Below are 22,817 nucleotides of genomic sequence, written 5' to 3'. Positions count from 1 at the left end.
GAACTCAGAAGTGAAACGACGCATCGCCGATGGTAGTGTGGGGTCTCCCCATGTGAGAGTAGGTCATCGTCAAGCTTCTACACCAAACCCCCGATCATCAACAGATGGTCGGGGGTTTGTCTTTGCGTGCGCAGAAAACCAAACGTCGCTCGGAGGCGGTGGTGCCGCTATCATGCCTGCCTGCTAGTTAGGGGGGCTTATGAATGACTTGCTAAGGCTGCTTGGTGACGGGCGATTTCACTCTGGCGAAGAGCTCGGTGCTGCCCTCGGTGTAAGTCGAAGTGCGGTTTGGAAATCTCTGCAACGGCTTGAGAGCGAATGGGGCGTTAGGCTCTTCAAGGTGCCCGGAAAAGGTTACCGCTTGGCAGAGCCCCTTTCTCTACTGGACGAAGCCGACTGTTCCAGCGTAATGGCTCGCCTCGGTTGGCGGCTCTGGCTTAGAGACACCGTTGACTCCACTAACGCTGAGGCGTTGCGGCTGATTCCCGAGCTTGCGGCTCCCTTTGTCGTGTTGGCGGAGAGCCAGACGAACGGGCGTGGGCGCAGGGGGCGCTCTTGGTCAAGTCCGCCAGCACAGAATCTTTACTACTCGTTAGTGCTTAAGGTGGCGAGCGGGCCTCAGGGGCTTTCTGGTCTAAGCCTGGTAGTTGGCCTTGCCGTATTAGCGGCATTGCGTAAGGCGGGGGTGAATGAGGCGGGGCTTAAATGGCCTAATGACGTTTATGCCGATGGTAAGAAAATCGCCGGGATCTTATTGGAACTGACGGGTGATCCGGCGGATGTTTGTCACGTTATCATCGGCATTGGCATAAACGTGAACATGACGTCTAGCGCTATGGATATCGGTCAGCCCTGGACGTCGGTGAAGCAGCAGACAGGAGTGTTGGCGAGCCGTTGCGAGCTGGTGAATCTTGTTAGTGAATCGCTGAATTACTACATCCAACGGCATGCGCTTGAGGGCTTTTCTTCGTTGCGTGATGAATGGCAAGCGAGCAACCTCTGGCAGGGCAAGCGCTGCGTTCTAAGTACCGGAGTCCAGCAGGTTAGCGGCGTAATGATTGGTGTCGATGAGCAAGGCGCATTGCGTATGCAGGTCGACGGTCATGGTGAGCAGCGATTTAGCGGGGGAGAACTAAGCTTGAGGCTTGATCATGATTCTTGAGCTCGACTGTGGGAACAGCTTCGTCAAATGGCGAGTAATTACCGAGCCTGGCGCCTCCCCAGTTGCGGAGGGGGTTTCGACCCAGGCCGACGAGCTTGCACGACAATTGTCTGATCGAAACGTTGGCGGAATTTCGCGCTGCCGATTGGTCAGTGTAAGGAGTGACGAGGAAACCGCTGCGATAGTGAGTGTGCTCTCTGCATCCTTGAGCGTGGACGTGGCCATAGCCCGCCCAGCCAATAGCATTGCTGGAGTAGTGAATGGTTACAACGACCCCTGGCGGTTAGGTTTGGATCGATGGCTAGCCATCGTTGCAGCTTACGAGCTATGTAAGCGAGCTTGCCTTGTCGTCGACCTGGGCACGGCCATTACGGTTGATTTGGTCGCTCGCGACGGGGCGCACCTTGGTGGCTATATCGCACCTGGCATCGCTCTGCTGCGCGGCCAGTTGTTCGCTCATACCCGTCGTATACGGTACGATCGCTCAGAAACAGAGAGTGCGCTGGACGATCTGGCTCCAGGTAAAGACACTGCAGAGGGAGTCGAGAGGGGCTGCCTCCTGATGGCTCGTAGTTACGTTTCTAGCCAAATTGCCCTCGCCCGGAATTATCTGGGAGATGATTTCGCCATCTACGTCACCGGCGGCGACGTTGCGCTTGTGGCAGATTTCCCCTCGGTGAATTGCGTGCCTGATCTTGTTTTTAGAGGCTTGGCCATAGCCTGCCCATAAAGAGGTATTGATGCGCTGGCTTTTAATGCTTCTGGTATTGCTGAACCTGCTTCTTTATCTATATCAGTTCAACGACGCTGTGCCGATTGAATCAGATGCTGCTTCGCTGGAAGTGCACGCTCAAGAGGGCGGGATCGAACTGTTGAGTGAAGCAAAGCCCCTGGCTCCTCGTGGTAAAGCTGAGGCTGCCGATAAAGGCTGTTTCTTTTTGGGTGGTTTCGATGAGGCGTCGCTCGCGCAAGCGCTTGAGCAGCGGTTACTCAGCCTGGATATCGACTCCCATGTCGAGCCGGCCGATGAGGCTGCGGGCATCGACTACTGGGTTTATCTGCCTCCGCTCGTTTCGCGTCAAGCCTCATTACGGCAGCTGCGAGAGCTGCAGTCTCGCAATATCGACAGCTATATAATCACCGTCGGTGATCTGGCGAACGGTATCTCTTTGGGGATTTTTTCGCGCAAGGACTCGGCTGAAAGTGTTGTGAGCCGTCTGAAGGGCGTGGACTACACGGCTATGGTCCGTGAGTTGCCTCGAACTCATCGCCGCTATTGGGTGCGAATAGCGGGGCCGGATCGGCGGCTTTTGAGCGATGCGCTGCTCGGTGATCTTATCAGGGACTTCCCAGGGCTCGAGCACCAACAAATACCCTGTTCAAGCATTGCAACTTCAGAACAATCTACATAGAATGGCGCCCGCTCAGCAGGCGGTTGTATGGTTGCTGCAGAGCGCTGTCACTGAGCGGATCTCGAGTTTTAATGAGAAAATTCTTGACAGACAAGGGGTTGGCGATGAAAATGCCGCCTCGTTTTGGAGGGGTTCCCGAGCGGCCAAAGGGATCAGACTGTAAATCTGACGTCATCGACTTCGAAGGTTCGAATCCTTCCCCCTCCACCAGATTCTCAGCGTAGGCGATAGGTTTCGCGGGTATAGTTTAGTGGTAGAACCTCAGCCTTCCAAGCTGATGATGCGGGTTCGATTCCCGCTACCCGCTCCAGGTTCTAAGCGCCTGCGCAATAAGATACGCTCATGTAGCTCAGTTGGTAGAGCACACCCTTGGTAAGGGTGAGGTCAGCGGTTCAAATCCGCTCATGAGCTCCAACCCCAAAGGCAGATATGTAAATATCTGCCTTTGTTTTAATGGTGGCGTGACTAGCTCAATTCAACGATGGGAGACGGTCTCGATGGCTAAAGAAAAATTCGAACGTAACAAACCGCACCTGAACGTCGGTACCATTGGTCACGTCGACCATGGCAAGACGACTCTGACTGCGGCGCTGACCAAGGTTTGTGCTGAAACTTGGGGTGGGTCTGCGCGCGACTTCTCGCAGATCGATAACGCGCCGGAAGAGAAGGCTCGCGGTATCACCATCAACACCTCCCACGTTGAATATGATTCCTCTATTCGCCACTACGCGCACGTTGACTGTCCCGGTCACGCCGACTACGTCAAGAACATGATCACTGGTGCTGCCCAGATGGACGGCGCGATCCTTGTTTGCTCGGCTGCTGACGGCCCCATGCCGCAGACTCGTGAGCACATCCTGCTGTCCCGTCAGGTAGGTGTTCCGTACATCGTCGTGTTCCTGAACAAGGCTGACATGGTCGACGACGCCGAGCTGCTCGAGTTGGTCGAAATGGAAGTTCGCGATCTGCTGTCCACCTATGACTTCCCGGGTGACGACACGCCGATCATCATCGGCTCCGCGCTGATGGCGCTGAACGGCCAGGATGACAACGAGATGGGTGTGTCGGCTGTGCGCAAGCTGGTCGAAACTCTGGATAGCTATATTCCGGAGCCTGAGCGTGCCATTGACAAACCGTTCCTGATGCCGATTGAAGACGTATTCTCGATCTCGGGTCGCGGTACTGTTGTGACTGGACGTGTCGAGCGTGGCATCGTCAAGGTTCAGGAAGAGATCGAAATCGTCGGTATTCGTGCGACGACCAAGACCACCTGCACCGGCGTTGAGATGTTCCGTAAGCTGCTCGATGAAGGTCGTGCCGGCGAGAACGTTGGTGTGTTGTTGCGCGGTACCAAGCGTGACGACGTCGAGCGTGGGCAGGTTCTGGCCAAGCCGGGCACCATCAAGCCTCATACCAAGTTCGAGGGCGAGGTATACGTGCTGAGCAAAGAGGAAGGCGGTCGTCATACGCCATTCTTCAAGGGCTACCGTCCTCAGTTCTACTTCCGTACCACGGACGTGACCGGTAACTGCGAGCTGCCAGAAGGCGTCGAGATGGTCATGCCGGGCGACAACATCAAGATGGTTGTCACTCTGATCGCTCCGATCGCGATGGAAGATGGCCTGCGCTTCGCGATTCGTGAAGGTGGTCGTACCGTCGGTGCTGGTGTTGTTGCGAAGATCATCGAATAATCGATTGATCTGATTCATTCGGGCCGGCATAATAGTCGGCCTGACTCTTGTTAGGCCAGTAGCTCAATTGGCAGAGCGGCGGTCTCCAAAACCGCAGGTTGGGGGTTCGATTCCCTCCTGGCCTGCCAACTTCAATATCGAATTTGGCAGTATTTACAGGGTTCTAGCAGATGAATGTCAAAGCAGAAGCCAAGGACACGCGCTTCGATCTGGTGAAGTGGCTTGTTGTGGCTGCTTTGGTTGTTGTGGCGGTGGTGGGTAATCAGTTTTACTCCGCAGAGCCGATTCTGTATAGAGTTCTCGCGTTGCTCGCGCTTGCTGTGGTCGCTGCTTATGTGGCGCTGCAGACGTCAAAAGGTCGCTCCTTCTTTGTGCTGTTGAAAGAGGCGCGCGTTGAGATTCGCAAGGTCGTTTGGCCGACCCGTCAAGAAACCACTCAGACCACATTGATTGTCGTGGCTGTTGTGCTGGTTATGGCGCTGCTGTTGTGGGGGCTTGATTCCCTGCTCGGTTGGCTGGTTTCCATGGTTGTAGGTTAAGGGTGTTCCGTGGCTAAGCGCTGGTATGTGGTTCATGCTTACTCGGGTTACGAGAAGCACGTCATGCGCTCGCTGGTCGAGCGTATAAAGCTTGCCGGTATGGAAGATCATTTCGGCGAAATCCTGGTCCCCACTGAAGAAGTGGTTGAGATGCGTAACGGGCAGAAGCGCAAAAGTGAGCGCAAGTTCTTCCCCGGCTACGTGCTCGTGCAGATGGATATGGCCGAAGGCGCATGGCACTTGGTCAAGGATACGCCTCGCGTGATGGGCTTTATCGGTGGCACGGCTGACAAGCCGGCGCCGATTACCGATAAGGAAGCCGAGGCGATTCTCCGTCGTGTGGCGGATGGAAGCGACAAGCCGAAACCCAAGACGCTATTCGAGCCGGGTGAGGTTGTTCGCGTGGCTGATGGCCCTTTCGCGGACTTCAATGGCGTCGTCGAAGAAGTCAACTACGAGAAGAGCCGGATTCAAGTTGCGGTGCTTATTTTTGGTCGCTCGACACCGGTAGAGTTGGAGTTCAGTCAGGTCGAAAAGGTCTAGCTGAAACAAGCATCCCACACCCCGCTGCTGCTGGCTGCGGGGTTTTGTCGTCACTGGGATATTCAGGCAAACAGGGGAGCCGCAAGGCGCTAGCACCCAGAACGGAGTAGTTATGGCTAAGAAGATTCAAGCTTATATCAAGCTTCAGGTAAAGGCCGGTCAGGCCAACCCGTCGCCGCCAGTTGGCCCTGCCCTGGGTCAGCATGGTGTTAACATCATGGAATTCTGCAAGGCATTCAATGCCCGCACTCAAGGTCAAGAGCCCGGTCTGCCGACTCCGGTGATCATCACCGTCTACAGCGATCGCAGCTTTACCTTCGAGACCAAGAGTACGCCTGCCGCCGTTCTGCTGAAGAAGGCCGCAGGCATCACTAGCGGTTCTGCTCGTCCGAACACCCAGAAAGTCGGCACCGTTACTCGTGCTCAGCTGGAAGAGATCGCGAAGACCAAGAACGCCGATCTTACCGCTGCTGATCTTGAGGCAGCCGTGCGCACCATCGCCGGCTCCGCACGCAGCATGGGCCTGAACGTGGAGGGTGTGTAATGGCTAAGTTGACCAAGCGCCAGAAGGCTTTCGCCGAGAAGATTGAAGCTGGCAAGCAGTACTCGTTCGAAGACGCCGCGACGCTGTTGTCTCAGCTGTCCGCTGTCAAGTTTACCGAGTCCTTCGACATCGCCATTAACCTGGGCGTGGATCCTCGCAAGTCCGATCAGGTTGTACGTGGTGCTACCGTTCTGCCGAACGGCACCGGTAAAACCGTTCGTGTTGCTGTATTCACGCAGGGGCCGGCTGCTGAGGCCGCTTTGGCTGCCGGCGCCGACCGCGTTGGCATGGATGAACTGGCTGCCGAGATGAAGGGCGGTGACCTGAACTATGACGTGGTCATTGCTTCTCCGGACGCCATGCGTGTGGTTGGTCAGTTGGGTCAGATTCTTGGCCCGCGCGGACTGATGCCGAACCCGAAAGTCGGCACCGTGACGCCGGACGTTGCGACTGCAGTCAAGAATGCCAAAGCTGGTCAGGTGCGTTTCCGTACCGATAAGAACGGCATCATTCATACCTCCGTTGGCAAGGTGGGCTTTGAGGCTGCACAGCTGAAGCAGAACGTCGAGGCGCTGCTGTCGGACCTGAAGCGTCTGAAGCCGTCCACCTCCAAAGGCATCTATGTCAAGCGCGTAACCCTGAGCACCACGATGGGACCGGGGCTGGTCATCGATCAGGCTTCCCTGGAAGCGTAAAGCATTAAAAGCGCCCTGTTTGTCAGGGCGCGACAGATTGGGGTCCCTGCCTGGCGGGGGCTATCCAAGACCGTAGGCGACGCAAGTCTTAAACCAAAAAGCACTGTTTTTAAGCCTACGCAGAGGTGCTCCCGATTCGTACCGAATCAGACACCAAAACCCGCCCGGTCTTGACTGGGCGAACCGGTAACATCCAGGAGTAAAAACCCGTGGCAATCAAACTCGAAGACAAGAAGGCCATCGTCGCTGAAGTCAACGAGGCTGCCAAAGCTGCCCTTTCCGCTGTCGTGGCCGATGCCCGTGGCGTGACCGTGGGAGCCATGACCGGACTCCGTAAAGAGGCCCGCGACGCGGGTGTTTACGTGCGTGTCGTACGTAACACCCTGCTGCGCCGCGCCGTTGAAGGCACTCAATATGATGTGCTCAACGACGTGTTCAAGGGCCCGACCCTTATTGCATTCTCCAACGAACATCCGGGCGCTGCCGCTCGCATCTTCAAGGAGTTCGCCAAGGGTCAGGACAAGTTCGAGATCAAGGCTGCTGCGTTCGAGGGTCAGTTCATCGCAGCCAACCAGATCGACGCTTTGGCAACCCTGCCGACCTACGACGAGGCGATTTCGCAGCTGATGAGCGTGATGCAAGGCGCTACCAGCAAGCTGGCTCGTACTCTGGCGGCCGTTCGCGACCAGAAGGAAGCCGCCGCAGCCTAAGGCATGCGAGGCAACTTCGAATTTCTTTTGATTTAGATGGCCGCAGGCCGTCACCTATATACAGGAACTAGAGTCATGGCTCTGACCAACGAAGACATCATCAACGCCGTTTCCGAAATGTCCGTGATGCAGGTTGTTGAACTGATCAAGGCAATGGAAGAGAAGTTCGGCGTCACTGCCGCTGCTGCTACCGTCGCGGCCGCTGGCCCGGCTGCCGCTGCTGCTGAAGAGCAGACCGAGTTCACCGTTGTCCTGGCTGAAGCTGGCGACAAGAAAGTAAACGTGATCAAGGCTGTTCGCGAGCTGACCGGCTTGGGCCTGAAAGAAGCCAAGGCCGTCGTAGACGGCGCTCCTGGCGTCGTGAAGGAAGGCGTTTCCAAGGAAGAGGCCGAAGCCGCCAAGAAGGCTCTGGAAGAAGCTGGCGCCAAAGTCGAGCTCAAGTAAGCACGACCTTGCGTCTGCAGCCGAAGCGTCTCGCATAAGGCTGATGGCTGGTGGCTTTTGCCACCGGCCTTTTTCCGTTATAGCCGCATGATGTTTATCGAGCGGTCGAAACGGAAAACCGCCCAATGGGCGGCGCGAATCAAGGGATTCGCACGATTTTCTGGCTGCTCCCGTCGGGAGAGGCCAAACAAGCAGGTGACCAAGCTGGGGAACGCTGATGGCTTACTCATACACTGAGAAAAAACGAATCCGCAAGGACTTTAGCAAGTTACCGCACGTAATGGACGTGCCGTATCTTTTGGCCATCCAGCTGGATTCGTATCGCGAATTCCTGCAGGCGGGAGCGACCAAGGATCAGTTCCGCGATATTGGCTTGCATGCAGCCTTCAAATCCGTTTTTCCGATAATCAGCTATTCCGGCAATGCAGCGTTGGAATACGTCGGCTATCGTCTGGGCGACCCGGCTTTCGACGTTAAAGAATGTGTGCTACGCGGCGTAACCTTTGCTGTGCCGCTGCGAGTGAAAGTTCGCCTGATCATTTTCGATAAGGAATCGTCGAGCAAAGCGATCAAGGACATCAAAGAGCAAGAAGTCTATATGGGGGAAATCCCCCTGATGACCGAGAACGGTACCTTCATCATCAACGGTACCGAGCGCGTCATCGTGTCTCAGCTGCACCGCTCGCCGGGCGTCTTCTTTGATCACGATCGTGGCAAGACCCACAGTTCCGGCAAGTTGCTGTATTCCGCTCGTATCATTCCTTACCGTGGCTCCTGGCTCGATTTCGAGTTCGATCCCAAGGATGCGGTGTTCGTGCGTATCGACCGTCGCCGTAAGCTGCCAGCTTCGGTGCTGCTGCGTGCGTTGAACTACAGCACCGAAGAAATCCTCGATGCGTTCTACGATACCAACGTCTTCCATGTGAAGGGCGAGACCCTGAGCCTGGAGCTGGTCCCGCAGCGTCTGCGCGGTGAGATCGCGTCCTTCGATATCAAGGACGAGAACGGCAAAGTGATCGTCGAGCAAGGCCGCCGCATTACCGCGCGCCACATCAATCAGCTCGACAAATCCGGTATCAAGGCACTTGAGATGCCGATGGAGTACGTCCTGGGTCGCACCACGGCCAAGGCCATCGTGCATCCGGCGACCGGCGAGATCATCGCAGAGTGCAACACGGAGCTGACCGTCGAAGTTCTGGCCAAGCTGGTCAAGGCCCAGGTCGTACGTTTCGAAACCCTGTACACCAATGACATCGACTGCGGTCCGTTCATTTCCGACACGCTGAAGATCGATTCGACCACCAACCAGCTCGAAGCCCTGGTGGAAATCTATCGCATGATGCGTCCTGGCGAGCCGCCAACCAAGGACGCCGCCGAGACGCTGTTCAACAACCTGTTCTTCGCGTCGGAGCGTTACGACCTGTCTGCCGTCGGCCGGATGAAATTCAACCGTCGTATCGGTCGCACCGAAATCGAAGGTTCCGGCGTGCTTAGCCGTGAAGACATCGTTGCGGTGCTGAAGACCCTGGTCGACATCCGCAACGGCAAAGGCGTCGTGGATGACATCGATCACCTGGGTAACCGCCGCGTGCGCTGCGTAGGCGAGATGGCCGAAAACCAGTTCCGTGTTGGCCTGGTGCGCGTCGAGCGTGCGGTCAAGGAACGTCTGTCGATGGCCGAAAGCGAAGGCCTGATGCCGCAGGACCTGATCAACGCCAAGCCGGTAGCGGCGGCGGTCAAGGAATTCTTCGGCTCGAGCCAGCTGTCGCAGTTCATGGACCAGAACAACCCGCTCTCCGAGATCACCCACAAGCGTCGTGTCTCTGCGCTCGGCCCGGGCGGTCTGACTCGTGAGCGTGCCGGCTTCGAAGTCCGCGACGTGCACCCGACCCATTACGGCCGCGTGTGCCCGATCGAAACCCCTGAAGGTCCGAACATCGGTCTGATCAACTCGTTGGCCGCCTATGCCCGCACCAACCAGTACGGCTTCCTGGAAAGCCCGTACCGCGTCGTGAAGGAAGGCGAGGTGACCGACGAGATCGTGTTCCTCTCGGCGATCGAAGAGGCGGACCATGTGATCGCGCAGGCCAGCGCCAAGCTGGACGGCCGCAAGCTGGTCGACGAACTGGTTGCTGTCCGCCATCAGAACGAGTTCACGGTCAAGGCGCCAGAAGACGTGACGCTGATGGACGTATCGCCGAAGCAGGTTGTTTCCGTTGCCGCTTCGTTGATTCCGTTCCTCGAGCACGACGACGCCAACCGTGCCTTGATGGGTTCGAACATGCAGCGTCAGGCGGTGCCGACCCTGCGTTCGGACAAGCCGCTGGTCGGTACCGGTATGGAGCGCAACGTCGCGCGCGATTCCGGTGTGTGCGTCGTGGCTCGTCGTGGCGGTGTGATCGATTCGGTCGATGCCAGCCGTGTGGTTGTGCGTGTGCATGATGCGGAAGTCGAAACCGGTGAAGCCGGCGTCGACATCTACAACCTGACCAAGTACACCCGCTCCAACCAGAACACCTGCATCAACCAGCGTCCGCTGGTGAGCAAGGGCGACGTGGTTGAGCGCGGCGACATCATGGCGGACGGCCCGTCCACCGACATGGGTGAACTGGCGCTTGGTCAAAACATGCGCGTCGCGTTCATGCCGTGGAACGGCTACAACTTCGAAGACTCCATCCTCCTGTCCGAGCGTGTGGTCCAGGAAGACCGCTTCACCACCATTCACATTCAGGAACTGACCTGCGTATCTCGTGATACCAAGCTCGGCCCAGAAGAAATCACCGCGGACATCCCTAACGTGGGTGAGGCTGCGCTGAACAAGCTGGACGAGGCGGGTATCGTCTATGTCGGTGCCGAGGTCGGGGCGGGCGACATCCTGGTCGGCAAGGTCACGCCAAAAGGCGAAACCCAACTGACTCCGGAAGAGAAGCTGCTGCGCGCGATCTTCGGTGAGAAGGCTTCCGACGTGAAGGATACGTCCCTGCGCGTGCCGACCGGCACCAAGGGTACGGTCATCGACGTTCAGGTGTTCATCCGTGACGGCGTCGAGCGTGACTCCCGTGCACTGGCCATCGAAAAGATGCAGCTCGACGAGATCCGCAAGGACCTCAACGAGGAGTTCCGCATTGTCGAAGGCGCCACGTTCGAGCGTCTGCGTTCCGCCCTGGTCGGTGCGACCGTTGAGGGTGGGGCCGGTCTGAAGAAGGGCGCGGTCATTACCGACGAGATGCTCGACGGTCTGGAGCATGGTCAGTGGTTCAAGCTGCGTATGGCCGAAGATGCGCTGAACGAGCAGTTGGAAAAGGCTCAGGCCTACCTGTCCGATCGCCGTCAGCTGCTCGACGACAAGTTCGAGGACAAGAAGCGCAAGCTGCAGCAGGGCGATGACCTGGCGCCGGGCGTGCTGAAGATCGTCAAGGTCTATCTGGCCATCAAGCGGCGTATCCAGCCGGGCGACAAGATGGCCGGTCGTCACGGTAACAAGGGTGTTGTCTCGGTGATCATGCCGGTCGAAGACATGCCGCACGATGCCAACGGCACGCCGGTCGACATCGTGTTGAACCCGCTGGGTGTACCTTCGCGTATGAACGTCGGTCAGATCCTTGAAACCCACCTGGGCCTTGCGGCCAAGGGCTTGGGCGAGAAGATCAACCGCATGCTCGAAGAGCAGCGCAAGGTCGCCGAGCTGCGCAAGTTCCTGACCGAGATCTACAACGAGATCGGTGGGCGCCAGGAGAACCTGGAAAGCTTCAGCGACCAGGAAATCCTGGATCTGGCGAAGAACCTGCGTGGCGGTGTGCCAATGGCGACGCCGGTATTCGACGGCGCCAAGGAGCGCGAAATCAAGGCCATGCTGAAGCTGGCCGATTTGCCGGAAAGTGGTCAGATGCAGCTGTACGACGGCCGCACCGGTAACAAGTTCGAGCGCACCACCACTGTCGGCTACATGTACATGCTGAAGCTGAACCACCTGGTCGACGATAAGATGCATGCGCGTTCCACCGGTTCCTACAGCCTGGTTACCCAGCAGCCGCTGGGCGGTAAGGCGCAGTTCGGTGGCCAGCGTTTCGGGGAGATGGAGGTCTGGGCGCTGGAAGCCTATGGCGCCGCCTACACCCTGCAGGAAATGCTCACGGTCAAGTCGGACGACGTGAACGGGCGGACCAAGATGTACAAGAACATCGTGGACGGCGATCACCGTATGGAGCCCGGCATGCCGGAATCCTTCAACGTGTTGATCAAAGAGATCCGCTCGCTCGGTATCGACATCGATCTGGAAACCGAATAACCACGCACCGCGATGCGGTGACCGGCATCAGCCGCTCACCGCAGGTCCGTGAGGAGGAAAGGCCTTGAAAGACTTGCTGAATCTGTTGAAAAACCAGGGTCAAATCGAAGAGTTCGATGCCATCAAGATTGCATTGGCTTCGCCCGAGATGATCCGTTCCTGGTCCTTTGGCGAGGTCAAGAAGCCAGAGACCATCAACTACCGTACGTTCAAGCCCGAGCGTGACGGCCTGTTCTGCGCCAAGATTTTTGGCCCGGTCAAGGACTACGAGTGCCTGTGCGGCAAGTACAAGCGCCTCAAGCACCGCGGCGTGATCTGTGAGAAGTGTGGTGTCGAAGTCGCGCTGGCCAAGGTTCGTCGCGAGCGCATGGCGCATATCGAACTGGCTTCGCCGGTCGCTCACATCTGGTTCCTGAAGTCGCTGCCGAGCCGTATCGGCCTGCTGCTGGACATGACCCTGCGTGACATCGAGCGCGTACTCTATTTCGAGAGCTACGTGGTCATCGATCCGGGCATGACGACTCTGGAAAAGGGCCAGTTGCTCAATGACGAGCAGTACTTCGAAGCCCTCGAAGAGTTCGGTGACGACTTCGACGCGCGCATGGGCGCCGAAGCCGTGCGCGAGCTGCTGCACGAAATCGATCTGGAGCACGAGATTGGTCGGCTGCGCGAAGAGATTCCGCAGACCAACTCGGAAACCAAGATCAAGAAGCTGTCCAAGCGTCTGAAGCTGATGGAAGCCTTCCATGGCTCGGGCAACCTGCCGGAGTGGATGGTACTCACCGTTCTGCCGGTACTGCCGCCGGATCTGCGTCCGCTGGTTCCGCTCGACGGCGGCCGCTTCGCGACATCGGATCTCAACGATCTGTATCGCCGCGTGATCAACCGTAACAACCGTCTCAAGCGCCTGCTCGACCTGTCGGCGCCGGACATCATCGTGCGCAACGAAAAGCGCATGCTGCAGGAGGCCGTCGACGCACTGCTCGACAACGGTCGTCGTGGCCGCGCCATCACCGGTTCCAACAAGCGCCCGCTGAAGTCCCTGGCCGACATGATCAAGGGCAAGCAGGGGCGTTTCCGTCAGAACCTGCTCGGCAAGCGCGTGGACTATTCCGGTCGTTCGGTTATTACCGTGGGCCCGACCCTGCGTTTGCACCAGTGCGGTCTGCCGAAGAAGATGGCCCTCGAGCTGTTCAAGCCGTTCATTTTCGGCAAGCTGGAAATGCGTGGCATGGCGACCACCATCAAAGCCGCCAAGAAGATGGTCGAGCGCGAACTGCCTGAAGTCTGGGACGTTCTGGCTGAAGTCATCCGCGAACATCCCGTGCTGCTCAACCGCGCACCGACGCTCCACCGTCTGGGTATCCAGGCGTTCGAGCCGGTCCTGATCGAAGGCAAGGCGATCCAGCTGCATCCGCTGGTCTGCGCCGCGTACAACGCCGACTTCGACGGTGACCAGATGGCCGTTCACGTGCCGCTGACGCTGGAAGCCCAGCTCGAAGCGCGCGCGCTGATGATGTCGACCAACAACATCCTGTCGCCGGCCAACGGCGAGCCGATCATCGTGCCGTCGCAGGACGTGGTTCTGGGTCTGTATTACATGACCCGTGAGGCCATCAATGCCAAGGGCGAAGGTCGTGTGTTCGCTGACCTGCAGGAAGTCGACCGCGTGTTCCGCGCCGGCGAAGCGTCGCTGCACGCCCGCGTCAAAGTGCGGATCAATGAGACCATCAAGGATCGCGACGGCTCGATCACCAAGAACACTCGCATCGTCGACACCACTGTCGGCCGTGCGCTGCTGTTCCAGGTGGTTCCGGCTGGCCTGCCGTTCGATGTGGTCAATCAGCCGATGAAGAAAAAGGCGATCTCCAAGCTGATCAACCTGTGCTACCGCACCGTTGGTCTGAAGGACACCGTCATCTTCGCCGACCAGCTGATGTATACCGGTTTCGCCTATTCGACGATCTCCGGTGTGTCGATCGGCGTCAATGACTTCGTTATCCCGGAAGAGAAGGCGCGCATCATCGACGCCGCGACCGAGGAAGTGAAGGAAATCGAATCACAGTACGCCTCCGGCCTGGTGACTCAGGGCGAGAAGTACAACAAGGTCATCGACCTCTGGTCCAAGGCCAACGACGAAGTGTCCAAGGCGATGATGGCCAACCTCTCGAAAGAGAAGGTCATCGACCGCGACGGCAACGAAGCCGAACAGGACTCGTTCAACTCGATGTACATGATGGCTGACTCCGGTGCGCGGGGCTCCGCTGCCCAGATTCGCCAGCTGGCCGGTATGCGTGGCCTGATGGCCAAGCCGGACGGCTCGATCATCGAGACGCCGATTACGGCGAACTTCCGTGAGGGTCTGAACGTGCTGCAGTACTTCATCTCCACCCACGGCGCTCGTAAGGGTCTGGCGGATACCGCGCTGAAAACCGCGAACTCCGGTTACCTGACTCGTCGCCTGGTCGACGTCGCGCAGGATCTGGTGGTGACGGAAATCGACTGCGGCACCGAGCAGGGCCTGCATATGACCCCGCACATCGAGGGCGGTGACGTCGTCGAGCCGTTGGGCGAGCGTGTACTGGGTCGTGTCATCGCGCGTGACGTACTCAAGCCCGGCAGCGACGATGTACTGGTCCCGGCTGGTACCCTGATCGACGAGCAGTGGGTCGACTTCATCGAGCTGAACAGTATCGACGAAGTGATCGTACGCTCGCCGATCAGCTGTGAGACGCGCTACGGCATCTGCGCCAAGTGCTATGGTCGTGACCTGGCGCGTGGCCATCTGGTCAACATCGGCGAGGCGGTCGGTGTCATCGCTGCCCAGTCGATCGGTGAGCCGGGTACCCAGCTGACCATGCGTACCTTCCACATCGGTGGTGCGGCGAGCCGGACCTCCGCGGTCGACAACGTGATGGTCAAGAACGGCGGTACCATCCGTCTGCATAACCTCAAGTACGTCGAGCGAGCCGACGGTGCGCTGATCGCGGTATCGCGTTCCGGCGAGCTGGCGGTAGCGGACGATTACGGTCGTGAGCGCGAGCGCTACAAGCTGCCGTACGGTGCGGTCATTTCCATCAAGGAAGGTGACAAGGTCGATGCTGGTAGCGTGGTGGCCAAGTGGGATCCGCACACCCACCCGATCGTGACCGAGATGAAGGGTATCGTGACCTTCGCCGGCATGGAGGAGAACATCACCATCAAGCGTCAGACCGACGAACTCACCGGTCTGACCAACATCGAGGTGATGGATCCGAAGGATCGTCCTGCTTCCGGCAAGGATATTCGTCCGGCGATCAAGATGGTCGATGCCAATGGCAAGGAGCTGTTGCTGCCGGGTACCGACGTTCCGGCCCAGTACTTCCTGCCGGCTAACGCATTGGTCGGTGTTGCGGATGGCGCGGAGATCAACGTGGGTGACGTCATTGCACGTATCCCCCAGGAAACCTCCAAGACCCGCGACATCACCGGTGGTCTGCCGCGCGTGGCGGATCTGTTCGAAGCGCGTCGTCCGAAGGAGCCGTCCATTCTGGCCGAAATCAGCGGTACGATTTCCTTCGGCAAGGAAACCAAGGGCAAGCGTCGCTTGGTCATCACACCGACGGACGGAACCGATCCGTACGAGGAGCTGATTCCGAAGTGGCGTCATCTGAACGTCTTCGAAGGCGAACAGGTGAACAAGGGCGAGGTCATCTCCGACGGTCCAAGCAACCCGCACGATATCCTGCGTCTGCTGGGTGTCAGCGCGCTGGCCAAGTACATCGTCAACGAGATCCAGGACGTGTACCGCCTGCAGGGTGTGAAGATCAACGACAAGCACATCGAGACCATCCTGCGGCAGATGCTGCGCAAGGTTGAGGTGGCTGAGTCCGGTGACTCCAGCTTCATCAAGGGCGACCAGATGGAGCTCACCCAGGTGCTGGAAGAGAACGAGCGCCTCTCCGGGGACGACAAGTTCAGTTCCAAGTACGTGCGGGTACTGCTGGGTATCACCAAGGCCTCGCTGTCGACCGAGTCGTTCATTTCGGCGGCATCGTTCCAGGAGACTACTCGCGTGCTGACCGAGGCCGCCGTTACCGGCAAGCGCGACTACCTGCGTGGCCTGAAAGAGAACGTCGTGGTGGGTCGCCTGATTCCGGCCGGTACCGGCCTGCAATATCACAGCGAGCGCAAGCGCAAGCGTGATGCTGAAAAGCCGGTGCGTGTGAGTGCGGACGAAGTGGAAGCAGCGCTGACCGAGGCGCTCAATTCCAGCGGCAACTGATTAAGGTCGCCTCGGCTTGGGTCGGGGCGCGCCTTGACGGCGTACAAGAAGCTCTTTAGACTCTTGTACCCCTAATTTGGCGGGGCTTTGCGCCCTGCCATTTTTCGTTTGTGTCGAAAGACAACAGTGGAGCTAGTAGATGGCAACGATTAACCAGCTGGTACGCCAGCCGCGCAAGCGCGTCGTCGAGAAGAGCGACGTCCCTGCGCTGCAGAACTGCCCGCAACGCCGTGGCGTGTGCACTCGTGTGTACACCACCACGCCAAAGAAACCGAACTCTGCACTGCGTAAAGTATGTCGTGTTCGCCTGACCAACGGTTTTGAAGTCGCCTCCTATATCGGTGGTGAAGGTCACAACCTGCAAGAGCACAGTGTCGTGCTGATCCGCGGCGGTCGTGTAAAAGACCTTCCGGGTGTTCGCTACCACACCGTGCGCGGTTCTCTGGATACTTCCGGTGTCAAGGATCGTAAGCAGGGCCGTTCCAAGTACGGCGCCAAGCGTCCGAAGTAATCGTATTTTTATTTATCTGAGTCGATAAGAGTAAGGTCGGGCGTAACCTCGTCGTTATAGTCCCGAGCTAACCTGAAGACCGTTTGAGGGCTTATCAATGCCAAGACGTCGTGTAGCAGCCAAGCGCGAGATCCTTGACGATCCGAAGTACGGAAGTCTGATCCTTGCCAAGTTCATGAACCACGTGATGGAAAGCGGCAAGAAAGCCGTTGCCGAGCGCATCGTTTATGGGGCTCTGGACAAGGTCAAAGAGCGCAAGAACAGCGATCCCCTGGAAATCTTCGAAAAAGCACTCGACGCCATCGCTCCGCTGGTCGAAGTGAAGTCCCGCCGCGTAGGTGGTGCGACTTACCAGGTTCCGGTCGAAGTTCGTCCGTCCCGTCGTAACGCCCTGGCTATGCGCTGGCTGGTGGATGCCGCGCGCAAGCGTGGCGAGAAGTCCATGGCTCTGCGTCTTGCTGGTGAGCTGGTGGATGCATTTGAAGGTAAAGGCGCTGCTGTCAAGAAGCGTGAAGATGTGCATCGCATGGCTGAAGCCAACAAGGCCTTCTCGCACTACCGCTTCTAAATTCAGCGTCAACAACTCGCGAGGGCTTTATGGCTCGTAATACTCCGATTAACCGCTACCGTAATATTGGTATCTGCGCCCACGTGGACGCAGGTAAGACCACCACTACGGAGCGGATTCTGTTCTACACAGGCCTCAGCCACAAGATGGGCGAAGTGCACGACGGTGCAGCGACCACTGACTGGATGGTGCAGGAGCAAGAGCGCGGTATCACCATTACCTCCGCTGCTGTGACTACCTTCTGGCAGGGTTCGCGTGGTCAGTACGACAAGTACCGCGTAAACGTCATCGATACCCCCGGTCACGTTGACTTCACCATCGAGGTTGAGCGCTCGCTGCGCGTGCTTGACGGTGCGGTCGTGGTGTTCTGTGGTACTTCCGGCGTTGAACCGCAGTCCGAGACCGTCTGGCGCCAAGCCAACAAGTATGGCGTTCCGCGCATCGTGTACGTCAACAAGATGGACCGCGCTGGCGCTAACTTCCTGCGCGTGGTGGGGCAGATCAAGCAGCGTCTCGGTCATACGCCGGTGCCGGTGCAGTTGGCGATCGGTGCCGAGGATAACTTCCAAGGCCAGATCGACCTGATCAAGATGAAGGCGATCTACTGGAACGAAGAGGACAAGGGTACGTCCTATCGTGAGGAAGAGATCCCTGCCGAACTGCTCAGCATGGCGGAAGAGTATCGCTCCAACATGGTCGAGGCGGCTGCCGAGGCTAACGAAGAGCTGATGAACAAGTACCTCGAGGGCGGCGAGCTGTCGAACGAAGAGATCAAGGAAGGTCTGCGTCAGCGCACCATTGCTTGTGAAATCGTTCCGGCCGTCTGTGGCTCGTCGTTCAAGAACAAAGGCGTGCCGCTGGTTCTTGATGCGGTTATCGATTTCCTGCCTGCTCCGACTGAGATCCCGGCTATTCAGGGTGTCAATCCAGATAACGAGGAAGAGACCGACGAGCGTCATGCAGATGACGCCGAGCCGTTCTCGGCGCTGGCGTTCAAGATCGCGACCGATCCGTTCGTTGGTACGCTCACGTTCGCCCGTGTCTACTCGGGTGTGCTTGCTTCCGGTGACTCGGTGATGAACTCGGTCAAGGGCAAGAAAGAGCGTGTTGGGCGGATGGTGCAGATGCACGCCAACCAGCGTGAGGAGATCAAAGAGTGCCGGGCGGGCGACATCGCCGCGCTGATCGGTATGAAGGATGTCACCACGGGCGACACGCTCTGCTCGATCGAAAAGCCGATCATTCTTGAGCGCATGGACTTCCCGGAGCCGGTTATTTCGGTAGCGGTAGAGCCGAAAACCAAGGCTGACCAGGAAAAGATGGGTATCGCACTGGGCAAGCTGGCTCAGGAAGACCCGTCGTTCCGTGTCAAGACCGACGAAGAGACTGGTCAGACGATCATCTCCGGTATGGGCGAGTTGCACCTGGATATTCTCGTCGATCGTATGCGTCGTGAGTTCAACGTAGACGCTAACATCGGCAAGCCGCAGGTCTCCTATCGCGAGAAGATCACCAAGTCTTGCGAAATCGAAGGCAAGTTTGTTCGCCAGTCCGGCGGTCGTGGCCAGTTCGGGCATTGCTGGGTGCGTTTTGCGCCTGCAGACGAGGGTCAGGAAGGGCTGCAGTTCGTTAACGAAGTCGTCGGTGGTGTCATTCCGAAGGAATACATTCCGGCAATTCAAAAGGGCATCGAAGAGCAGATGAAGAACGGCGTCGTTGCCGGTTATCCGCTCATCGGTCTGAAGGCCACGGTTTTCGATGGCTCTTACCACGACGTCGACTCCAACGAGATGGCGTTCAAGGTGGCTGCCTCCATGGCGACCAAGCAGCTGTCCCAGAAGGGCGGTGCTGTAGTGCTTGAGCCGATCATGAAGGTCGAAGTTGTAACGCCTGAGGACTACATGGGTGACGTGATGGGCGACCTGAATCGTCGTCGTGGCCTGATTCAGGGAATGGAAGATTCGGTGTCGGGTAAGGTTATCCGCGCTGAAGTGCCGCTGGGTGAAATGTTCGGTTATGCGACCGACGTTCGTTCCATGTCCCAGGGTCGTGCCAGCTACTCCATGGAATTCTCGAAATACGCCGAGGCTCCGGCGAACATCGTCGAAGCCATCGTTAAAAAACAAGGTTGATTCAGCCCTTTAAGTAAGAGGTTTACTGTCGTGGCTAAAGAAAAATTCGAACGTAACAAACCGCACGTCAACGTTGGCACCATTGGTCACGTTGACCATGGCAAGACTACTCTGACTGCTGCTCTGACCCGTGTGTGCTCCGAAGTTTTCGGCTCCGCTCGTGTCGATTTCGACAAGATCGACAGCGCGCCGGAAGAGAAGGCTCGTGGTATCACCATCAACACTGCCCACGTAGAGTACGACTCGAACGTCCGTCACTACGCGCACGTTGACTGCCCCGGTCACGCCGACTACGTCAAGAACATGATCACCGGTGCTGCCCAGATGGACGGCGCGATCCTGGTTTGCTCGGCTGCTGACGGCCCCATGCCGCAGACTCGTGAGCACATCCTGCTGTCCCGTCAGGTAGGTGTTCCGTACATCGTCGTGTTCCTGAACAAGGCTGACATGGTCGACGACGCCGAGCTGCTCGAGCTGGTCGAAATGGAAGTTCGCGATCTGCTGTCCACCTATGACTTCCCGGGTGACGACACGCCGATCATCATCGGCTCCGCGCTGATGGCGCTGAATGGCGAAGACGACAACGAGCTGGGCACCACTGCGGTCAAGAAGCTGGTCGAGACTCTGGATACCTATATCCCTGAGCCGGTTCGTGCCATCGACAAGCCGTTCCTGATGCCGATCGAAGACGTGTTCTCGATCTCCGGTCGCGGTACCGTTGTGACCGGTCGTGTCGAGCGCGGCATCGTCAAGGTCCAGGAAGAAATCGAGATCGTTGGTCTGCGTGCTACCACCAAGACCACCTGCACCGGTGTCGAGATGTTCCGCAAGCTGCTGGACGAAGGTCGTGCAGGTGAGAACTGTGGCGTGCTGTTGCGTGGCACCAAGCGTGATGACGTCGAGCGTGGTCAGGTTCTGGCCAAGCCGGGCACCATCAAGCCGCACACCAAGTTCGAAGCTGAAGTGTACGTTCTGTCCAAGGAAGAAGGCGGTCGTCACACCCCGTTCTTCAAGGGCTACCGTCCGCAGTTCTACTTCCGTACCACTGACGTGACCGGCTCGTGCGAACTGCCGGAAGGCGTTGAGATGGTCATGCCGGGCGACAACGTGAAAATGGTTGTCACCCTGATCAAGCCGATCGCCATGGAAGACGGTCTGCGCTTCGCGATTCGCGAAGGCGGTCGTACCGTTGGTGCCGGCGTGGTTGCCAAGATCGTCGAATAAATTATTCGATGTCGGAAAGGGCCCCTTGGGGCCCTTTTTCTATTGTTGATCATTTATTGACACCCCCTGGACGCATCCGTACAATTGCGCCTCCTTTTACCGGGCGTATTGCGTTTGGTAGGGATGGCTAATTGGAGTCTGAGGTCAAAATGCAAAACCAACAAATCCGTATTCGGTTGAAGGCTTTTGACCATCGCCTGATCGATCAATCAACCCAGGAAATCGTGGAAACCGCGAAACGTACTGGTGCTCAGGTGCGTGGTCCGATTCCACTGCCGACCCGCAAAGAGCGGTTCACTGTTCTGGTTTCTCCGCATGTCAACAAGGATGCGCGCGACCAGTACGAGATCCGCACTCATAAGCGTGTGCTGGATATCGTCCAGCCGACCGACAAGACTGTCGATGCGCTGATGAAGCTTGATCTTGCGGCTGGCGTGGAAGTGCAGATCAGCCTCGGCTAAAACTTCGAGTTTTAGTCGTGTAACGCTCTGAAATGGGCGGCCATAGCGGGTGAAAGCCCCGTACACTCAAGAGGTTACAACATGACTATTGGTGTAGTCGGTCGTAAATGCGGCATGACCCGCGTTTTCACCGAAGATGGTGTCTCTATTCCGGTTACGGTCATTGAGATCGAGCCGAATCGCGTCACTCAGTTCAAGAATGAAGAAAGCGATGGCTACCGTGCTGTTCAAGTGACAGTGGGTGAGCGTCGCGCGTCCCGTGTTACCAAGGCTCAGGCTGGTCACTTCGCCAAGGCGAACGTTGCTGCTGGTCGTGGCGTCTGGGAATTCCGCCTTGAAGGCGAGGAGTTCCAGGTTGGTGACCAGATCAGCGCTGAAATCTTCCAGGCTGGACAAATGGTGGATGTCACCGGTCAGTCCAAAGGTAAAGGCTTTGCCGGTACCATCAAGCGCTGGAACTTCCGTGGTCAGGACAATACCCACGGTAACTCCGTATCCCACCGCGTCCCGGGTTCGATTGGCCAATGCCAGACTCCAGGCCGTGTTTTCAAGGGCAAGAAGATGTCCGGGCACATGGGCGCCGAGCGCGTAACCGTGCAGTCCCTGGAAATCGTGCGTGTCGATGCCGAGCGTAATCTGCTGTTGGTCAAGGGTGCAGTGCCCGGTGCCACTGGCGGTGACGTTGTCGTGCGTCCGGCTGCCAAGGCTCGCGGGTAAGGGGGAGTTCACATGCAATTGAATGTTAATGGCGCACAAGCCATCGAAGTCTCCGAGCAAACCTTTGGTGGTGAGTTCAATGAGACGCTGGTGCACCAGGCAGTCGTCGCCTACATGGCTGGCGGTCGTCAGGGTAGCAAGCAGCAGAAGACTCGCTCCGATGTATCCGGTGGCGGTAAGCGCCCCTGGCGTCAGAAGGGCACAGGCCGTGCACGTGCTGGTACTTCGCGTGGCCCGATCTGGCGTGGCGGTGGCGTGACCTTCGCAGCTCGTCCTCAGAATCACGAGCAGAAGCTCAACAAGAAGATGTATCGCGCAGCCCTGCGCTCCATCCTCTCCGAGCTGGTTCGCTCCGAGCGTCTGGTCGTGGTTGAAGACTTCGCTGTCGACAGCCCGAAGACCAAACTGCTGGCCAACAAGCTGACCGGCATGGGTCTGAACGACGTACTGATCGTTTCCGACGCCGTCGACCAGAACCTGTATCTGGCAGCTCGCAACCTGCCGCACGTCGATGTACGCGATGTGCAGGGTTCGGATCCTGTCAGCCTGATCGCCTATGACAAGGTGTTGATCACCGTGTCGGCTGTGAAGAAATTCGAGGAGCTGCTGGGATGAACCAGGAACGCGTATTCAAAGTCCTGCTTGGTCCGCACGTCTCCGAGAAGGCAACCATGCTGGCCGACAGCAAGAGCCAGTTCGTTTTCAAGGTTGCGACTGATGCAACCAAGCTGGAAATCAAGAAGGCCGTCGAAAGCCTGTTCAACGTGAAAGTTGCCAAGGTCAGCACCCTGAATGTTCAGGGCAAGACCAAGCGCACCGCTCGCGGGCTGGGCAAGCGTAACGACTGGAAGAAAGCGTACATTGCGCTTCAGCCAGGCCAGGATCTCGATTTCTCCGGCAACGCAGAGTAAG

General features: G+C 57.9%; 20 protein-coding genes, 4 tRNA genes and 1 rRNA gene. All 25 read left to right on the top strand.

Features of this window, described 5'->3' with window-relative positions:
* Positions 1 to 75: ribosomal RNA gene (gene rrf, locus KVO92_RS22930) — 5S ribosomal RNA — on the top strand; the annotation flags it as partial.
* A 124-nt stretch (positions 76 to 199) separates the two neighbouring features.
* Entirely contained in the window at positions 200 to 1,162 is a 963-nt protein-coding gene (birA, locus tag KVO92_RS22405; protein WP_217477767.1) for a bifunctional biotin--[acetyl-CoA-carboxylase] ligase/biotin operon repressor BirA, read from the top strand.
* Positions 1,152 to 1,892: a type III pantothenate kinase gene (locus KVO92_RS22400; RefSeq protein WP_217477766.1), complete on the top strand. Its 741-nt coding sequence runs from the start codon at positions 1,152 to 1,154 to the stop codon at positions 1,890 to 1,892. The genes birA and KVO92_RS22400 overlap by 11 nt, the downstream gene beginning before the upstream one ends.
* Before the next feature lie 10 nt (positions 1,893 to 1,902).
* Positions 1,903 to 2,574, top strand: coding sequence for an SPOR domain-containing protein (locus KVO92_RS22395; RefSeq protein ID WP_217477765.1), 672 nt, complete (start codon positions 1,903 to 1,905; stop codon positions 2,572 to 2,574).
* Between the two features lie 125 nt (positions 2,575 to 2,699).
* Positions 2,700 to 2,784, top strand: a tRNA-Tyr gene (locus KVO92_RS22390).
* A 26-nt stretch (positions 2,785 to 2,810) separates the two neighbouring features.
* Positions 2,811 to 2,884 (top strand) — tRNA-Gly (locus KVO92_RS22385).
* A gap of 28 nt (positions 2,885 to 2,912) precedes the next feature.
* Positions 2,913 to 2,988, top strand: a tRNA-Thr gene (locus KVO92_RS22380).
* Between the two features lie 83 nt (positions 2,989 to 3,071).
* Entirely contained in the window at positions 3,072 to 4,265 is a 1,194-nt protein-coding gene (tuf, locus tag KVO92_RS22375) for an elongation factor Tu (protein WP_025240334.1), read from the top strand.
* 52 nt (positions 4,266 to 4,317) lie between these two features.
* A tRNA-Trp gene (locus KVO92_RS22370) sits at positions 4,318 to 4,393 on the top strand.
* A 42-nt stretch (positions 4,394 to 4,435) separates the two neighbouring features.
* Entirely contained in the window at positions 4,436 to 4,804 is a 369-nt protein-coding gene (gene secE, locus KVO92_RS22365) for a preprotein translocase subunit SecE (protein ID WP_217477764.1), read from the top strand.
* A 9-nt stretch (positions 4,805 to 4,813) separates the two neighbouring features.
* Positions 4,814 to 5,347: a transcription termination/antitermination protein NusG gene (gene nusG / locus KVO92_RS22360; protein ID WP_168426162.1), complete on the top strand. Its 534-nt coding sequence runs from the start codon at positions 4,814 to 4,816 to the stop codon at positions 5,345 to 5,347.
* Positions 5,348 to 5,459: 112 nt separating this feature from the next.
* Positions 5,460 to 5,891, top strand: coding sequence for a 50S ribosomal protein L11 (gene rplK / locus KVO92_RS22355; RefSeq protein WP_041110223.1), 432 nt, complete (start codon positions 5,460 to 5,462; stop codon positions 5,889 to 5,891).
* On the top strand, positions 5,891 to 6,586 hold the full coding sequence (gene rplA / locus KVO92_RS22350) for a 50S ribosomal protein L1 (protein ID WP_217477763.1): 696 nt from the start codon (positions 5,891 to 5,893) through the stop codon (positions 6,584 to 6,586). The genes rplK and rplA overlap by 1 nt, the downstream gene beginning before the upstream one ends.
* 209 nt (positions 6,587 to 6,795) lie before the next feature.
* Complete coding sequence (rplJ, locus tag KVO92_RS22345; protein WP_217477762.1) at positions 6,796 to 7,296, top strand: 50S ribosomal protein L10; 501 nt, start codon at positions 6,796 to 6,798, stop codon at positions 7,294 to 7,296.
* A 75-nt stretch (positions 7,297 to 7,371) separates the two neighbouring features.
* Entirely contained in the window at positions 7,372 to 7,740 is a 369-nt protein-coding gene (gene rplL, locus KVO92_RS22340) for a 50S ribosomal protein L7/L12 (protein WP_102852776.1), read from the top strand.
* A 217-nt stretch (positions 7,741 to 7,957) separates the two neighbouring features.
* Positions 7,958 to 12,028, top strand: coding sequence for a DNA-directed RNA polymerase subunit beta (gene rpoB / locus KVO92_RS22335; RefSeq protein WP_217477761.1), 4,071 nt, complete (start codon positions 7,958 to 7,960; stop codon positions 12,026 to 12,028).
* A 64-nt stretch (positions 12,029 to 12,092) separates the two neighbouring features.
* Positions 12,093 to 16,292 (top strand): DNA-directed RNA polymerase subunit beta', encoded by a 4,200-nt coding sequence (rpoC, locus tag KVO92_RS22330; protein ID WP_217477760.1) that lies wholly within the window; start codon positions 12,093 to 12,095, stop codon positions 16,290 to 16,292.
* A 139-nt stretch (positions 16,293 to 16,431) separates the two neighbouring features.
* Entirely contained in the window at positions 16,432 to 16,803 is a 372-nt protein-coding gene (gene rpsL, locus KVO92_RS22325) for a 30S ribosomal protein S12 (RefSeq protein WP_003291416.1), read from the top strand.
* A 97-nt stretch (positions 16,804 to 16,900) separates the two neighbouring features.
* Positions 16,901 to 17,371 (top strand): 30S ribosomal protein S7, encoded by a 471-nt coding sequence (rpsG, locus tag KVO92_RS22320; RefSeq protein WP_021209382.1) that lies wholly within the window; start codon positions 16,901 to 16,903, stop codon positions 17,369 to 17,371.
* 29 nt (positions 17,372 to 17,400) lie between these two features.
* Entirely contained in the window at positions 17,401 to 19,503 is a 2,103-nt protein-coding gene (fusA, locus tag KVO92_RS22315) for an elongation factor G (RefSeq protein ID WP_217477759.1), read from the top strand.
* 30 nt (positions 19,504 to 19,533) lie between these two features.
* Positions 19,534 to 20,727: an elongation factor Tu gene (tuf, locus tag KVO92_RS22310; RefSeq protein ID WP_021209380.1), complete on the top strand. Its 1,194-nt coding sequence runs from the start codon at positions 19,534 to 19,536 to the stop codon at positions 20,725 to 20,727.
* Positions 20,728 to 20,876: 149 nt separating this feature from the next.
* A complete protein-coding gene (rpsJ, locus tag KVO92_RS22305; RefSeq protein ID WP_003186070.1) occupies positions 20,877 to 21,188 on the top strand; it encodes a 30S ribosomal protein S10 in 312 nt (103 codons plus the stop codon).
* An 81-nt stretch (positions 21,189 to 21,269) separates the two neighbouring features.
* Complete coding sequence (gene rplC, locus KVO92_RS22300; protein WP_217477758.1) at positions 21,270 to 21,905, top strand: 50S ribosomal protein L3; 636 nt, start codon at positions 21,270 to 21,272, stop codon at positions 21,903 to 21,905.
* A 12-nt stretch (positions 21,906 to 21,917) separates the two neighbouring features.
* Positions 21,918 to 22,520, top strand: coding sequence for a 50S ribosomal protein L4 (rplD, locus tag KVO92_RS22295; protein WP_019339977.1), 603 nt, complete (start codon positions 21,918 to 21,920; stop codon positions 22,518 to 22,520).
* Positions 22,517 to 22,816, top strand: coding sequence for a 50S ribosomal protein L23 (gene rplW / locus KVO92_RS22290; RefSeq protein ID WP_021209378.1), 300 nt, complete (start codon positions 22,517 to 22,519; stop codon positions 22,814 to 22,816). The genes rplD and rplW overlap by 4 nt, the downstream gene beginning before the upstream one ends.
* The last annotated feature ends 1 nt before the right edge of the window (position 22,817 follow it).

It is taken from the genome of Stutzerimonas stutzeri, assembly GCF_019090095.1.
GTDB lineage: Bacteria > Pseudomonadota > Gammaproteobacteria > Pseudomonadales > Pseudomonadaceae > Stutzerimonas > Stutzerimonas stutzeri_AN.
The sequence above is the reverse complement of the archived record's forward strand: the minus strand, read 5'-3'. Positions and strand labels throughout refer to the sequence as shown.